The sequence below is a fragment of the Neisseria sp. SLRRB23 genome, from assembly GCF_050896295.1.
Lineage (GTDB): Bacteria > Pseudomonadota > Gammaproteobacteria > Burkholderiales > Neisseriaceae > Neisseria.
In genome coordinates, this window is sequence record NZ_JBPBFH010000004.1 from 26,030 (window position 1) to 40,284 (window position 14,255).

The following is a 14,255-nucleotide window of genomic DNA, read 5'->3' on the forward strand; positions in this document are numbered from 1 at the left end:
TGAAGCACCAAGTGAATCGGTTCCGTACTATTTGTACTGTCTGCGGCTTCGTCGCCTTGTCCTGATTTTTGTTAATCCACTATATAAAAATGCCGTCTGAACCTTCAGACGGCATTTCTTTATTCAGACCAAATTACAGACCGGCGGCTGCTTTCAATGCGGCCGCTTTGTCGGTGCGCTCCCAAGTAAACTCGGGTTCTTCGCGGCCGAAATGTCCGTAAGCGGCGGATTTTCCGTAAATCGGGCGCAACAGGTCGAGCATTTGGACGATGCCTTTGGGGCGCAGGTCGAAATGTTCGCGAACCAGGACAATCAGTTTTTCTTCGCTGATTTTGCCTGTGCCGAAAGTGTCGATGGAAATCGAAGTCGGTTCGGCAACGCCGATGGCGTAGGAAACTTGGATTTGGCATTGGGTTGCCAAACCGGCGGCTACGATGTTTTTCGCAACGTANCGGCAGGCGTAAGCGGCGGAACGGTCCACTTTGGACGGGTCTTTGCCGGAGAATGCGCCGCCGCCGTGCGGAGCTGCGCCGCCGTAGGTGTCGACGATGATTTTACGGCCAGTCAAACCGCAGTCGCCTTGCGGGCCGCCGATAACGAAGCGGCCGGTCGGGTTGATCAGGTATTTGGTTTCGTCGGTCAGCAGTTCAGACGGCAGAACCGGTTTGATGATGTGTTCGATCACGGCGTTTTTCAGCTCTTCGTAACCGATAGACGGATCGTGTTGGGTCGACAGGACGACGGTGTCAATGCGTTTTACTTTGCCGGTTTCGCTGTCGTAAACCACGGTCAGTTGGGCTTTGGCATCAGGACGCAGCCAAGGCAGGCGGCCGTCTTTGCGCAATTCGCTTTGACGCTGCATCAGGCGGTGGCTGTAATAGATGGCAAACGGCATCAGGGTAGGGGTTTCGTCGCAGGCATAGCCGAACATTAAACCTTGGTCGCCCGCACCTTGGTTCAGGTCGATGCCTTCGCCTTCGTTCACGCCTTGGGCGATGTCGGGGGATTGTTGGTCGTAATACACGCCGACCGCGCAGCCGTTGGCATCAAAGCCCAGCTCGGACGAGTTGTAGCCGATGCGTTTGATGGTTTCGCGTGCGACTTTGATGTAATCCACTTGGGCGGTAGTAGTAATTTCGCCTGCCAATACGCACAAGCCTGTGTTGACCAAGGTTTCTGCGGCGACACGCGCCTTGGGGTCTTGCGCCAAGATGGCATCCAAAATCGCATCGGATACTTGGTCGGCAACTTTATCCGGATGGCCTTCGGATACCGATTCGGAAGTAAACAGATATTCGCTCATTGCTATTCTTTCATTAAAAACAGGCTGCTGTGTTTTCAGACGGCCTTTTATTTCGGACAGCGGAAATCATAACAAAAACTCCGCTTTTTCTCTATACAAGTGAGAAACATTCGCACTTGCCTGCTGTTTCGGAATCCTGTTGCGCGTTTCTTACAGGCAAAAAAATTCCCGCATCAAGCGGGTTTGGATTGCCCTTGCGGACCACATCGGCTTTTCAACCGTCCACCTTACCTTTCCTTTTGAAAAGCAGGTTGGCATGGAATTCCCAACTCTTAATGCAGCGCGCATCGTAGCAGAAAAGGCATATTGCCGCAATACTTCCCTTTTTCAGACGGCATATTTCGTTTACAATTCGGGCTGTTTCCCCCGTTGCGAACCGCCATGCACATCCTGTTGACCGCCCTGCTCAAATGCCTCTCCCTGCTGCCGCTTTCCTGTCTGCACACGCTGGGAAACCGGCTCGGACATCTGGCGTTTTACCTTTTAAAGGAAGACCGAGAACGCATCGTCGCCAATATGCGGCAGGCAGGTTTGAACCCCGACACGCAGACGGTCAAAGCCGTTTTTGCGGAAACGGCAAAAGGCGGTTTGGAACTCGCCCCCGCGTTTTTCAAAAAACCGGAAGACATAGAAACAATGTTCAAAACGGTACACGGCTGGGAACACGTGCAGCAGGCTTTGGACAAACACGAAGGGCTGCTATTCATCACGCCACACATCGGCAGCTACGATTTGGGCGGACGCTACATCAGCCAGCAGCTTCCGTTCCCGCTGACCGCCATGTACAAACCGCCGAAAATCAAAGCGATAGACAAAATCATGCAGGCGGGCAGGGTTCGCGGCAAAGGCAAAACCGCGCCTACCCGCATACAAGGGGTCAAACAAATCATCAAAGCCCTGCGTTCGGGCGAAGCAACCATCGTCCTGCCCGACCACGTCCCCTCCCCTCAAGAAGGCGGGGAAGGCGTATGGGCGGACTTTTTCGGCAAACCTGCCTATACCATGACGCTGGCGGCAAAACTGGCAAACGTCAAAGGCGTAAGTACGCTGTTTTTTTGCAGTGAACGCCTGCCTGACGGGCAGGGTTTTGCCTTACACATCAGCCCCCTTCAAGGAGAATTGTCTGGCGACAAAATCCATGATGCCGCCGTATTCAACCGCAATACCGAATATTGGATACGCCGTTTTCCGACGCAGTATCTGTTTATGTACAACCGCTATAAAACGCCGTAACGAAAATAAAAATGCCGTCTGAACAATTTCAGACGGCATTTTGTCATTTGACGATTTCGGACAACGGCCAGCGCGGGCGTACATTGAATGCGCCGGCCTCACTGCCCGTTTTCAAATGCATTGCACCTGCAAAGGCAATCATTGCGCCGTTGTCCGTGCAATATGCCATCGGCGGGAAAAACACGCTGACTTTTTCGGACGGATGTTTCGGCTTGCCTTTGGGGGTCGGGATTTGCACCGTCATGTTGCCGAAAGTTTCGCGGAGTTTGCGGTTTGCACCGACCCCGCCGGCGACCACTACGGTTCTGAACCCTGTCTGCAACAGGGCTTTTTTCACTTTTGCCTCCAACACATCTACCACCGCATCTTGAAACGCACGGCAGATGTCGTTGCGGGTCTGCTCGGGAATGGTTTCCGAACCGTTTGCCTCACGCACTTTTTCAACGGCAGTCAAAACAGCGGTTTTCAAACCTGAAAAACTCATCTGCAAATCGTCGGAATGAATCATCGGGCGCGGAAAAACAAACGCTTCGGGTCTGCCCGATTCCGCAAGTTCCGACAGTTTCGCACCGCCCGGATACGGCAAACCCAGCAGTTTCGCCGTTTTGTCGAATGCCTCGCCCGCCGCATCATCGACGCTCTCGCCCAAAAGCTCGTAGTCGCCTATGCCCCTGACCGCCATAATCTGCGTATGCCCGCCCGAAACCAACAGCGCGACAAAAGGAAAGTCGGGTTTTTCCTCCGCCAACAGCGGCGACAGCAGATGTCCTTCCAAATGATGGACGGGAATCACGGGCTTGTCCAACGCTAAAGCCAGCGCGTTGGCGTAGCTCGAACCCGCCAGCAGCGCACCGCCCAAACCAGGCCCTTGCGTAAAGGCAACCGCCTCAATGTCGCCATACGATGCGCCCGCCTGCGCCAAACAGCCTTCAGTCAACGGAACAAGGCGGCGGATATGGTCGCGGCTTGCCAATTCCGGCACAACCCCACCGTATTCGGCGTGCATTGCCATTTGAGTGTGCAGGCAATGCGCCCGCAATCCGCGTTCAGTGTCGTACAGCGCAACGCCGGTTTCGTCGCAAGAAGATTCGATTCCTAATACCAACATGGTCTGATGCCGTTAAAAACTGAAAAACGTATTTTAGCGGATTTCGGCACGACTGCCGTATCCCAAAAACGGAACATGCCGTCTGAAGCCCTTCAGACGGCATCGTTGCACCGTATCAAAGCGTTCCGTAAGAATGCAGCCCGCTCAAAAACATATTCACGCCGATAAAGGCAAATGCGGTTACGAACAAACCGATAATCGCCCACCACGCCAGCACTTTGCCGCGCCAACCGGCAACCAGCCGCAAATGCAGCCAAACGGCGTAATTGAGCCAGACGATGAACGCCCACGTCTCTTTCGGGTCCCAACTCCAATAGCGTCCCCAAGCATCCGCCGCCCACAGCGCACCCAAAATGGTCGCAATGGTGAAAAACAGAAAACCGACGGCAATCGCCTTATACATCACCTCGTCGATCAATGCCGACGGCGGCAGCCACAGTTTTCCGCCTTTTTCTTCCGCACGCAGGGAAACCAGTTCGGCAATACCGAGCATCGCGGAAATGCAAAACGCGCCGTAACCAATAAAGTTTGCCGGAACGTGGATTTTCATCCACCAGGACTGGAGCGCGGGAATCAGCGGCTGGATGGTATGCGCCTCACGCGACACGCTGTACCACAAGACAAATCCAACCACGACCGCCATAAAACCGAACACAAAGCCGCCCAATTTCTGTACGGCGAATTTGCCCTCGTAATACAAATACATCAGCGCGGTAATGACCAAAAACAGAATGAACACTTCATACAGGTTGGAAACCGGAATATGCCCCGCATCGGGACGGAGCAGATAGCTTTCGTGCCAACGTACCAGCAAACCAGTAAAGCCTGCTACGGCAGACACCCATGCAAACACGGTTCCCATACCCAACAGCGTGTTGGTCGGCACATTTTTTACGCTTGCCAAAACCGCGCCCGAAATATAGGCGAACAGGGCGAAAAAGACAAAGGCGCACTGCCACATAATCGCCGATTGGCTGCTGAGGAAATACCGCAACAGGAAAATCTCTGCCGATTTGATGTTGCCGCCATACAGACCGACGGCGGCATAGGCAAGCAATACGCTTAAAGGAACAAACCAGCGCATCGGTTTGAAAAACCAACCCAAAAACACGGCAATACCGGCACTCGCCCACAACATGACCGTTTCGTAAATATCCATATGCATACCGGAACGGGTCTGTACGAAAACCGTACCCGAAAAAACCAGCGCGGCAAATACCCAATCCCAGATATTCAAATTACGGATAAAAGACTTTCGGACCAGCAGTTCGTGTTCAGGAAGGGTTTTATAGTGTTCAGTCATGATTCAAGTCCTTGCCGAGCCGTTGCAGACTCTCAACATGTTTTGGAAATTCCTTCTGCAAATCCCGTTCACTGCGGGTAGAAGACATGGCAAAACGGATTTTGCCGTCTGAAAACAATATCCATGCCCGTTTTTCGCGCACATAAAACATAAATACCGTACCCAAAACCAACAATACCGAACCAAGATAGACCAAAAGCGAACCGGGCGAGCGGGTCATCTGCAAACCTGAAGAGCGCACTTCCGAAAACCCGTCAAGTTGCAGCAGCATAGGCGCGGGATATTCCGTCAGCCCCGTATAGGCATCCATACTGTGCAGCAGGAAACGGTTTCGCGCTTCATCCTGCTGCCATTCCGGCAATCCGTATCGGCGTATGGTTTCATCCAAAGCTGCGTTCATCACGCCGTAAAGCATTTCGTAGAAATAGCCCTGCATCTTATCCTGCTGCTCTTTCGGGATATTGGACGTAATAAATTCGTCCAATCCCAAATAGCCTTTTTGTGCAAAGATGTTCAGCGTGTTTTCCGCAGCCAGCATGAATTGTTCGCGGATTTCGGCAGGTGCGTCTTTGGTTGCGTCGGCAACCAGACGTTTGCGCCCTTCCCCATCTTTCAAAAACTCACGCAATGCCATGAAAGTGTCCGCTTTCCCTTGTTTGTCCAAAGGAATACGCAGCCAACGGTATTGCTGTTGCAAACCGCTGCGCGTGCCGGTCAGCCAAAAATAATCTTTGTCCTGCAAAATCGGCAGCATATAGTTTTTATATTCGACCGCCTGCCCCGCCGCATCACGGATGCGGTACACGATGGAAGGACCGATATTAGTGTATTTTTTACCTTCCTGAGTAACGGCGCGGACATCGTTCAGCGTGGATTTCAAGCTTTTTTCCCGTTCCGCGCCCTCGCTCATGTCCTCCACATTCATCGAAGTAAATTGATCAAATTCAAGACGGTATTTATGCCTGCCGATATCCAGCGGGAACTGCCGCATGGATGTTGCCTTCAACACGACAGGCTCGCGCGAAGCATCACCCAAATTCCACGCCTTGAATGTCAAATCCGAACCGCCGTCGGCAAAACTCGCCTGATAAATCGTGATGCCGTGCAAAGTCAAAGGATGGTTCACGCGGATGGTCCGCTCGAGTTTCTCACCGGTTGCCTTGTCCGTTACTTCAATATCACTGGCAAAATCGCGCGGCATACCCGTATTGTAAAAATCGATATGGAATTTTTTCAGTTTGACTTCAAAAGGCAAGTCCTGAACCAACATCCCGTTGTCGGCATTCAGGAAAACCACATCCGCACTTTGCCCCTCGGAAATATTGACGTTGCCCCTAAATGAGAGATTGGACGCACCCAAAATACTTTCGGGCTTGAAATCCTTAGCATAAACTGCCTGATTGTCCGGAACAATCCGACCGGTCAGCATACCCAGTTTCAACAGCAGGTTACTGTCTATCAGCCCGCCCAAACAAATGACAATCAAAGCAATATGGGCAAAGATATAGCCCCATTTGTTCATCGTGCCTTTTTTGGCGGCAATCAAAACCGAACCGTCTTCACGGTTAATGGTTTTTCCCTGAAAACCCTGCACCTCCAGATAACGTTTGGCAACTTCGGGGGCAATTTTTACATCCAACAGCGAAGAGTGGCGCATTGCCGCCAGAGATTTTTCTTTAACCTTTTCTCGAAAAGACTTCATTTCGCACCAGAACGGCGGCACATTGCGAATCAGGCACAAACTGGTCGAGATAACCAAAAAGAGCATAATGACAACGAACCATGCCGAAGCATAGACATCATACAGTCCCAGAAAACCAAAAATCTGCACCCAAAACGGTCCGAATTTGACCAAATAATCCGTCTGCGGCTGGTTTTGCTGTAACACCGTGCCGATAACCGATGCAATACCCAGCAGACTGAGCAAAGCGACCGCAAAGCGCATGGAGCTGAAAAAAGCGAACCACGGATGTAAAAGAAGCGGGGTAGATCTACGGGATTTACTCATTGTGTGTTTCTTCCGCAATCAGGAATATAGAAGACGGAATCGGACAATAAAGGACACTCTGCTCCGATTCTACTGTCTTGATGCCTTTTATTTCAAGACTATAAAGATGGTTTATATCAATCCCAACAAATGCGATTTAGAAAACTTATCGCAAAATTGTCTGAAGCCGTCTGAAAACCTTTTCAGACGGCTTCTGAAGCAGACCCTTGGATGATTAACGCAAACCCTGGATAAAGTTAGCAACTGCTTTTAAATCTTCTTCGGACATTCGGTTTGCAATATCCGCCATAATGGCATTTTTGCGCTGACCGGATTTATAAGCGTTCATCTGGTCGATAATATATGCCTGATGTTGTCCTCCCAAGCGCGGATAAGCCTGAATTTCACTTCCCCCCCCGGGCATACCTGCACCGCTCGGACCGTGGCAGGACATACACGCCGGCAATTTTTTATCGCTCAAACCGCCACGATAGATTTTCGCGCCCAATTCGGGATTTTCCTTAGGATTGGCTTCGCCGGATTTGGGCTGCTGTTTGGCATAGAATGCGGATACATTCAAAATATCCTGATCGCTCAAATTCATTACCATTGGCTTCATCACAGCTGCCGAACCGTGGGTACGTTTGCCGTCACGGATACCGATAGTTTGATGATAGATGTAAGCAGTATGCTGTGCCGCCAAACGCGGATACATCGCAATGCCGCTGTTACCGTCTGCTGCATGGCAAGCCGCACAAACCGTTGCGGCAACCTGTTTGCCTTTTTCCACGTCTGCTTTGGGAGATGCGGAAACCGCACCGGCAGCCAAAACAAAGGCCAATAAAGTCAATCGTTTCATGGAGTGCTCCTGATTACAGCATTGGATAACGCAACAATGCTCTTTTTATATTCAAATACGGGATTTTTAATCCGATTAAAACCGATAATTCTGTAAACGTGTTATTCTATACTAAATTTACATTAAATTACTACTCTGTTTCATATAAAACCAACCGCATATTTTTGCTGTCGGTCAAACGGCGGCAGAAAACAAGGATATGCCTATGAATCTTTTTCAAAACGCCAAGTTCTTCACAACAGTCAACCACCTTAAAGACCTGCCCGACACCCCTCTCGAAATTGCCTTTGTCGGCAGGAGCAATGCCGGAAAATCCAGTGCTATCAACGCCCTGACCAACCACGTCCGCCTCGCTTATGTTTCCAAGACACCCGGACGGACGCAGCATATCAACTTCTTCGAGCTTCAAAACGGTAATTTCCTGGTTGACCTGCCCGGCTACGGTTATGCACAAGTTCCGGAAGCAATACGGGCTCACTGGGTCAAGCTGCTCGGCGACTATCTGCAACAACGCAAACAGCTTATCGGTCTGATTCTGATTATGGACGCACGCCATCCTCTAAAAGAACTCGACATCCGTATGTTGGATTTTTTCCACACCACAGGCCGACCGGTTCACATCCTACTTTCAAAAGCCGACAAGTTATCCAAAAACGAACAGATTAAAACCCTGTCCCAAGTTAAAAAACTGCTTAAGCCATACTCTGAAAGGCAAAACATCAGCGTACAGCTGTTTTCCAGCCTGAAAAAACAAGGTTTAGAAGAAGTAAACCAAACCGTTGGAAGCTGGTTTGCTGCAACAGATGTTGCCTTATCCCTCTCAGTAGAAGACTGAACCCATTATACGGCAAATGTATTTACCCCACTTGACCAACCGCAAACATTTAAAAAATTACCTTCCCTAAATATAAAATGCCGTCTGAAAACCTTTTCAGACGGCATTGTCTACAACCTTTAAAACAGGGAATCCAGTTGCGGCTGTTTGGAGCCCGTATTACTTGGCAACACAGGGGTTTCCTGTACATCTTGACGTACTTCGTCAGCCACTCCGCGTTCAACGTCTTCAGCCCGCACCTCTTTATCCTCCCTAATCCGACGGGAGGGTTGCGGTGCGATACCGCCGTTTTCCAGCATCAAACCGGGGTCTGTTACCATACGCTCCTTCATATAGTATTCGCCGTTGCTGGCAACTACGCCATCGGGCATTTTCATTCCCCTGCCCGGCCTGCCCTTCAGCGCAAAGCGCATATAATCTACCCAAACCGGAACGGCAATCGTACCGCCGTAACCGGCACGCCCCATACTTTTAGGTTTGTCAAAACCGATATATACGGCAGTGACCACATCGGGGTTAAACCCGACAAACCATGCATCTTTATTGTCGTTGGTCGTACCCGTTTTACCGGCGATGTCCGACCTGCCCAGCGCGGTCGCGCCCCTTGCCGTACCGACACGGACGACATCCTGCATAATCTTATACATAATATAGGCATTGCGCGGATCGATTGCCTGAGGCGCATTTTGCCCCGCCACCAAAGGCTGCATTTGTGCGCGCAACCTGCCCTCGCTGTCATAAATTTTATCGATGACGTACGAAGAAACCCTATAACCCCCGTTTGCGAACACGCTGTATGCCTCCGCTATCCTCAACGGTGTCGTCTCGCCCGTACCTAAAGCCATAGACAGGCTGACAGGCAGCTCGGACGGTTTGAAGCCGAAACGCCGGATATACTGTTGCGCGTAACCGACACCGATAGACATCAAAATACGGATGGAAACCATATTTTTGGAAGCCGTCAGCGCCTGCCTTAAAGTGATATATCCCGAATATCTGCCGTCTGAATTTTTAGGTGTCCAAACCGAACCGTTCGGCCCTTTTCCCGGCAAGGAAATTGGCGCGTCGTTAACCATTGTAGAGGCAGTCATACCCTTAGATAAAGCTGCCGAATANACAAACGGTTTAAATGTCGANCCCGGCTGCCGCATAGCTTGGGCGGCACGGTTGAATGTTTTGCTGTGGAAGTCATAACCGCCGACCAGCGCGCGCACCGCACCGGTTTTGGCATCCAAGGAAACCAAAGCACCCTGCAGGAGCGGCTCTTGAACGACTACCCAACGCCCGCCATTGTTCCTAACACGTATAACCGAACCCCTGCGGATACGGTCCTCTCCCATTTTCTCATTATTGACCGCGCGGGCTGCAAAACCTAAGGAACGGCCGTCAAGCGTAACCCGCTTACCACTGGGCAACTGTATGACGACATTTTTCTTTTTAGTCACATCCAATACGACAGCGGGAACCATTTTATCGACGGTATAAAGTCCCGAAAGATACTGGCTGACAGTCTCTTCGACATCTTCACTCTTACTCAAATCGATATAGTTTTCCGCACCACGATAACTGCTGCCGCGATCAAAATTCCGCAACGCTTTACGCAACGCCTCTGTTGCTACTTTCTGATGATCGGTACGTACAGTCGTATAAACCTTAAAACCCTGCGTATAGGCATCTTCACCATATTTCTCATACAGTTCCTGACGCACCATTTCTGCAACATATAGAGCACTCTGATCAATTTTCTGGACAAACCGCTCATAATGCAGTTCCTCACTCAACGCCTGATCGCGCTGTTGCAAGGTAATCATCTTTTCCTCAAGCATGTTGTTCAAAATATACTTTTGACGCAACTTGGCTCGTTCCGGATTAACAATAGGGTTATAGGCAGATGGAGCCTTAGGCAACCCCGCCAGCATGGCGGCTTCCGCCAGAGTCAACTCTTTGACATCTTTATTAAAATAGATTTGCGCAGCAGACGCGAAACCATAAGCGCGCTGACCCAAATAAATTTGATTGAAATACAGCTCAAGGATTTTATCCTTACTCAAAGACTGCTCGATTTTATAAGCAAGCAACGCCTCATTGAACTTCCGTGTAAATGTCTTTTCACTGCTCAAATAAAAATTCTTCGCCACCTGCTGCGTAATCGTACTCGCACCCGACTGCATGCTGCCGGACACGATATTACCAACAGCCGCCCTTGCAACACCCCAAACATCCACACCCCAATGCTGATAAAACCGTTTATCCTCGGCAGCAATAACCGCATTCCTCAATACCTCAGGGAAATCGCCGATTTTTGTAAATTCTCGCCGTTGCTCACCGTATATACCGATAACCTCTCCATCTGCTGAATAAATAGTTAACGGCATCTTAGGTTGGTAATGTTGCAATGAATCTAAGGAAGGTAATTTCGGATACGTTACCAAAATAGCAATCGCAACCAAACCGACGCCAAACACACACAATCCCAAAACCAAACCAAAACAAGTTGTTACAATCTTTTTAATCATAATTGAAATGATAATTTACCATTATTGGTATTAAATAAAGTAAAATAGCAACCGATTTCTACAAAACACAGTTTTAATGTGCAAAGCACTAGAAATCCATTACGGACACCGAAACGGTTACCCATTAAAAATATGAAGCAGGAACTTCCATCATGCGATTATTTAACAGCTTGAAAAACCTTAAAAAAACAGATGCCAAGTTCTCTAAGAAATCCTTTGAACTCAATAACCATGCAGCAATCGGCATCGATATCGACCAATATTCTATTAAAATGGTTCAATTGTCAGGACGTAGTTTAAACCAAATTCAGCTGGAAAAATACGTCATTGCCAAATTACCAAAGAATATCGTCCAAGGCAATAAAGTTCAAAATCACGATCAGCTTGTTACATATTTGCAACAGGCATATGTCAAACTGAACAGTTCCTGTAAAAATATTATCGCCGCCATACCGCAAAATTTGGCAACTGCCGAGCAGCTGGTATATACCACAAAAGATACCGATTTAGATTTAGAAGAATTTGTCGAATCCGCCATTTCCGAAATAAGTTCATTAGAAGAAGTCAATTACGATTATCAGGTTCTGACACCGCCTTCTGCCGACCAAACCGTTTTAGCCGTCGCAGCAAGAAAGGACGATATCGAACCTCTGATTGATGCATTTGCCGAGGCAGGCATGAAACTGTCCGCACTCGACATAGACATTTTCGGACAATATAACGCCTACACATTGTGGATGAATAACTTTGCTCCCGAACTTTCAACGGAAAAGGTCGCCATTTTTGGCATATATGCCACACGAACCTACGCGTTGATTATCCAAAACGGAAAAGTCCTTTACAAACAAGAAACCTCTATCTGTGAAGAACAGCTTAACCAGCTCATTCAACGCACCTATCAGGTAACAGAAGAAAAAGCTGAAGAAATCATCAACTCCCCGCAAAAGCCTTCTGATTACCAGGAAAACGTCGCCGACCATTTTAATGAACAAATCACTCAAGAAATACAAAGGGTCTTGCAGTTCTATTATACTACCCAGACTGCGGATGATATGACCAATGTCAAGCATATCCTACTGACAGGCACAGCAACACGTCAGGAAGGTATTGCACAGGCCGTAGCCTCTCAAACGAACGCAGACGTGCAGTGTATCCATCCTGCAACCTACTTTTCCAATAATCTAAAAACAGACAAAAAACAATTTGAACTTGATGCGCCCATATTAACTACGGCATTTGGTTTAGCTGCACGGGGACTATAAACATGAATAATTTAATTAAAATCAACCTTCTTCCCTATAGGGAGGAAATCAACAAGCGCAAACAGCAACAATTCAAAACGCTGATGTATGGTGCCGTATTAATTGGCCTCGCTTCCGTTGCGGGAACTTACCTGTTTATTGACAACATGACCAATAACCAGTTGGAAAGAAATGCCCTTCTAGAAACCTCTATCGCACACTTAGATACTGAACTGACTGAAATCCAAAAACTAAAACAAGAGAAAGATGCCTTTCTACTTAAGAAAAACAAAATTGAGGAGCTTCAGCTCAAACGTCTCCAGGCAGCAAAAATCCTTGATAGTCTAAACGAGACCATTCCGGACAACACTTATCTGACTTCACTCTAAGCCGTTACTGCCGATTCTTACCGACTAAACGGCAGGACATCCAGCGATAACCGCGTCGCCAATATGATGAGGGCCATGCCCAATACCGGCATATTCAATCAACCTGAGCTATTGAGTATTAAGAAAAATAATTCATACCAAGAATTTACCTTACAAGCAACATTGCAACCTATCGTAAAGGCAACAGGAACCACAGAAAACCCGGCTCAAGAAAACAAACAGGAGGCAAACTAAATGGCTTCTAACTCACTAAAAAACATAGATATTAATAATCTTCATCTGCTTAACTTGCCTATCAAACTGTTTATTGCCCTAATGACCATCGCCGCCATACTGGGGCTTGGTTACATCGGCTTGTTCGAAAATCAAATCGAATCCCTCAGTGAGTACGAGGCCAAAGAGGTTGAACTGAAAGATACCTATAAACAAAAAAGTATTAATGCAGCCAGCCTGAATAACCTGAGAGATGAACTGGCCGCCATCCGTTCCGCTTTTAACATCATGTTAAAACAATTACCTACTGATGCCGAAATTCCCAATTTGGTACAGGAACTTCATCAGGCAGGCTCAAGTAACGGACTACGGTTGGACAGTGTCATGCCTCAGCCCCCGGTTGATGACGGTCCTATTAAAAGATTACCCTATTCCATTTCCATTACCGGGAATTACGAACAAATCAGTCAGTTTACACGGGATGTCGGCAGCCTTTCCCGAATTATTACCCTTGAATCACTGAAAATTATCCAATCCCCGGAAAATGGGGGCGGTTCAGACGGCAAGAGCAGCATCCTGAACCTCAGTGCCATTGCCACCACCTACAAAGCAAAATCCGTAGAAGAACTGGCTGCAGAAGCTGCACAGCAACAAGCTGCAGAAGCAGCGCAAAATACTGAGCAAAAATAACTTACGTTAGGGAATCCATGAAATATTACGCCATACTCACTAGCCTTTTGGTCCTATCTGCGTGCTCCCAAAATTCCGATGAACTAAACGAATGGATGGCTCAAACAAGGCGTGAAGCCAAAGCAGAAATCATACCTTTCCAAGCCCCAACCCTACCGGTTTCACCGGTATACAGCCCCCCGCAACTTACAGGACTAAATGCATTTGACTTCCACCGCATGGAAACTGCCAAAAAAGGGGAAAATGCTCCCGATACAAACCGTGTTAAAGAAACACTGGAAAAATTCAGCTTAGAAAACATACGTTATGTCGGCATCTTAAAATCCGACAAAAAAATATCAGGTTTTGTTGAAGCTGAAGGTTATGTCTATACTGTTGGCATCGGCAACTATTTAGGGCAAAACTACGGTAAAATCCAAGACATTACCGAAAACAGTATCATTTTGAACGAATTGATAGAAGACAGCACAGGCAACTGGGTCTCCCGCAAAGCAGAACTGCTGCTGCAACCTTCCGACAAAAATACCGATACCGAACAAGCGGCAGCATCTGCCAAAGAGCAAAATTAAGAAGGGGAT

Annotated in this window: 11 protein-coding genes, 1 pseudogene and 1 riboswitch; of the genes and pseudogenes, 6 read left to right on the top strand and 6 right to left on the bottom strand. The window is 48.4% G+C overall.

The annotated features are described in order from the left end of the window. Positions 1 to 133: 133 nt before the first annotated feature. Complete coding sequence (metK, locus tag ACRPFF_RS01660; protein WP_411713124.1) at positions 134 to 1,303, bottom strand: methionine adenosyltransferase; 1,170 nt, start codon at positions 1,301 to 1,303, stop codon at positions 134 to 136. Between the two features lie 174 nt (positions 1,304 to 1,477). Then, positions 1,478 to 1,587: riboswitch (SAM-I-IV-variant riboswitch) on the bottom strand. A gap of 97 nt (positions 1,588 to 1,684) precedes the next feature. Here metK and ACRPFF_RS01665 point away from each other — a divergent pair. Then, on the top strand, positions 1,685 to 2,536 hold the full coding sequence (locus ACRPFF_RS01665) for a lysophospholipid acyltransferase family protein (protein WP_432673620.1): 852 nt from the start codon (positions 1,685 to 1,687) through the stop codon (positions 2,534 to 2,536). Positions 2,537 to 2,579: 43 nt separating this feature from the next. Here the strand turns inward: ACRPFF_RS01665 and tsaD are convergent, their stop codons facing one another. From tsaD to ACRPFF_RS01685, 4 genes are all read right to left on the bottom strand, one after another. Then, positions 2,580 to 3,644 (bottom strand): tRNA (adenosine(37)-N6)-threonylcarbamoyltransferase complex transferase subunit TsaD, encoded by a 1,065-nt coding sequence (gene tsaD / locus ACRPFF_RS01670; protein WP_432673621.1) that lies wholly within the window; start codon positions 3,642 to 3,644, stop codon positions 2,580 to 2,582. A gap of 115 nt (positions 3,645 to 3,759) precedes the next feature. Continuing rightward, complete coding sequence (gene ccsB / locus ACRPFF_RS01675) at positions 3,760 to 4,947, bottom strand: c-type cytochrome biogenesis protein CcsB (protein WP_003750256.1); 1,188 nt, start codon at positions 4,945 to 4,947, stop codon at positions 3,760 to 3,762. Beyond that, positions 4,940 to 6,892: a cytochrome c biogenesis protein ResB gene (locus ACRPFF_RS01680; protein ID WP_411713134.1), complete on the bottom strand. Its 1,953-nt coding sequence runs from the start codon at positions 6,890 to 6,892 to the stop codon at positions 4,940 to 4,942. The genes ccsB and ACRPFF_RS01680 overlap by 8 nt, the downstream gene beginning before the upstream one ends. Before the next feature lie 277 nt (positions 6,893 to 7,169). Continuing rightward, positions 7,170 to 7,793 carry a c-type cytochrome gene (locus tag ACRPFF_RS01685; protein ID WP_127231103.1) on the bottom strand — a complete coding sequence of 208 codons (624 nt, stop codon included), beginning with the start codon at positions 7,791 to 7,793 and terminating at the stop codon, positions 7,170 to 7,172. 205 nt (positions 7,794 to 7,998) lie between these two features. On the opposite strand from ACRPFF_RS01685, the gene yihA reads away from it, so the two are divergent. Further along, a complete protein-coding gene (yihA, locus tag ACRPFF_RS01690; RefSeq protein ID WP_314169388.1) occupies positions 7,999 to 8,628 on the top strand; it encodes a ribosome biogenesis GTP-binding protein YihA/YsxC in 630 nt (209 codons plus the stop codon). 119 nt (positions 8,629 to 8,747) lie between these two features. Here yihA and ACRPFF_RS01695 read toward each other — a convergent pair whose 3' ends face one another. Then, positions 8,748 to 11,144, bottom strand: a complete 2,397-nt coding sequence (locus ACRPFF_RS01695; protein ID WP_308031168.1) for a penicillin-binding protein 1A — start codon at positions 11,142 to 11,144, stop codon at positions 8,748 to 8,750. A 152-nt stretch (positions 11,145 to 11,296) separates the two neighbouring features. Between ACRPFF_RS01695 and pilM the strand changes: the two genes are divergently transcribed. From pilM to ACRPFF_RS01715, 4 genes and pseudogenes are all read left to right on the top strand, one after another. Continuing rightward, positions 11,297 to 12,406: a type IV pilus biogenesis protein PilM gene (pilM, locus tag ACRPFF_RS01700; RefSeq protein WP_250314846.1), complete on the top strand. Its 1,110-nt coding sequence runs from the start codon at positions 11,297 to 11,299 to the stop codon at positions 12,404 to 12,406. Between the two features lie 2 nt (positions 12,407 to 12,408). Continuing rightward, positions 12,409 to 13,008 (top strand): annotated as a pseudogene (locus ACRPFF_RS01705) (PilN domain-containing protein). Further along, positions 13,009 to 13,677: a type 4a pilus biogenesis protein PilO gene (locus ACRPFF_RS01710; RefSeq protein ID WP_250314844.1), complete on the top strand. Its 669-nt coding sequence runs from the start codon at positions 13,009 to 13,011 to the stop codon at positions 13,675 to 13,677. It begins immediately after the preceding pseudogene. Between the two features lie 17 nt (positions 13,678 to 13,694). Beyond that, positions 13,695 to 14,246, top strand: a complete 552-nt coding sequence (locus ACRPFF_RS01715; protein ID WP_250314843.1) for a pilus assembly protein PilP — start codon at positions 13,695 to 13,697, stop codon at positions 14,244 to 14,246. Positions 14,247 to 14,255: the final 9 nt, after the last annotated feature.

Excerpts from the sequence above, each read along its gene's own strand:
- ACRPFF_RS01685 (WP_127231103.1), bottom strand. The coding sequence starts at position 7,793 with ATGAAACGATTGACTTTATTGGCCTTTGTTTTGGCTGCCGGTGCGGTT.
- pilM (WP_250314846.1), top strand. The coding sequence starts at position 11,297 with ATGCGATTATTTAACAGCTTGAAAAACCTTAAAAAAACAGATGCCAAG.
- ACRPFF_RS01715 (WP_250314843.1), top strand. The coding sequence starts at position 13,695 with ATGAAATATTACGCCATACTCACTAGCCTTTTGGTCCTATCTGCGTGC.
- ACRPFF_RS01710 (WP_250314844.1), top strand. The coding sequence starts at position 13,009 with ATGGCTTCTAACTCACTAAAAAACATAGATATTAATAATCTTCATCTG.
- ACRPFF_RS01665 (WP_432673620.1), top strand. The coding sequence starts at position 1,685 with ATGCACATCCTGTTGACCGCCCTGCTCAAATGCCTCTCCCTGCTGCCG.
- ccsB (WP_003750256.1), bottom strand. The coding sequence starts at position 4,947 with ATGACTGAACACTATAAAACCCTTCCTGAACACGAACTGCTGGTCCGA.
- ACRPFF_RS01680 (WP_411713134.1), bottom strand. The coding sequence starts at position 6,892 with ATGCGCTTTGCGGTCGCTTTGCTCAGTCTGCTGGGTATTGCATCGGTT.
- yihA (WP_314169388.1), top strand. The coding sequence starts at position 7,999 with ATGAATCTTTTTCAAAACGCCAAGTTCTTCACAACAGTCAACCACCTT.
- tsaD (WP_432673621.1), bottom strand. The coding sequence starts at position 3,644 with ATGTTGGTATTAGGAATCGAATCTTCTTGCGACGAAACCGGCGTTGCG.